This window comes from Stenotrophomonas sp. PS02300, assembly GCF_029959395.1.
GTDB lineage: Bacteria > Pseudomonadota > Gammaproteobacteria > Xanthomonadales > Xanthomonadaceae > Stenotrophomonas > Stenotrophomonas maltophilia_AD.
In genome coordinates this window covers 1-220 of sequence record NZ_JASCOP010000299.1, presented here as the reverse complement: position 1 = coordinate 220, position 220 = coordinate 1, and the positions used below count along the sequence as shown (strand labels likewise).

Here is a 220-nt window from a genome sequence, read left to right as displayed (position 1 = left end):
ACACCATCGCGCATCGCGTGTGCCGGCACCTGTCGCGCCGCGGCTGGCTCGAAGGCGAAGACGAATCCGTGTTCCTGTCCGACAGCGCGGGTAGCGACGACGGCATGGATGGGCTGCGGATGAGTTCGATGACCTACCGCATCGCCACCGGTCGCGACGCTGGCCGCAAGGTCGTCACGCTGCAAACATTGCCCGGTGACGCAGGCTCGCTGGAGGGCGA

General features: G+C 67.3%; 1 pseudogene. It reads left to right on the top strand.

What is annotated here, in order from left to right:
• Positions 1–220 (top strand): annotated as a pseudogene (locus QMX79_RS20935) (IS91 family transposase); the annotation flags it as partial.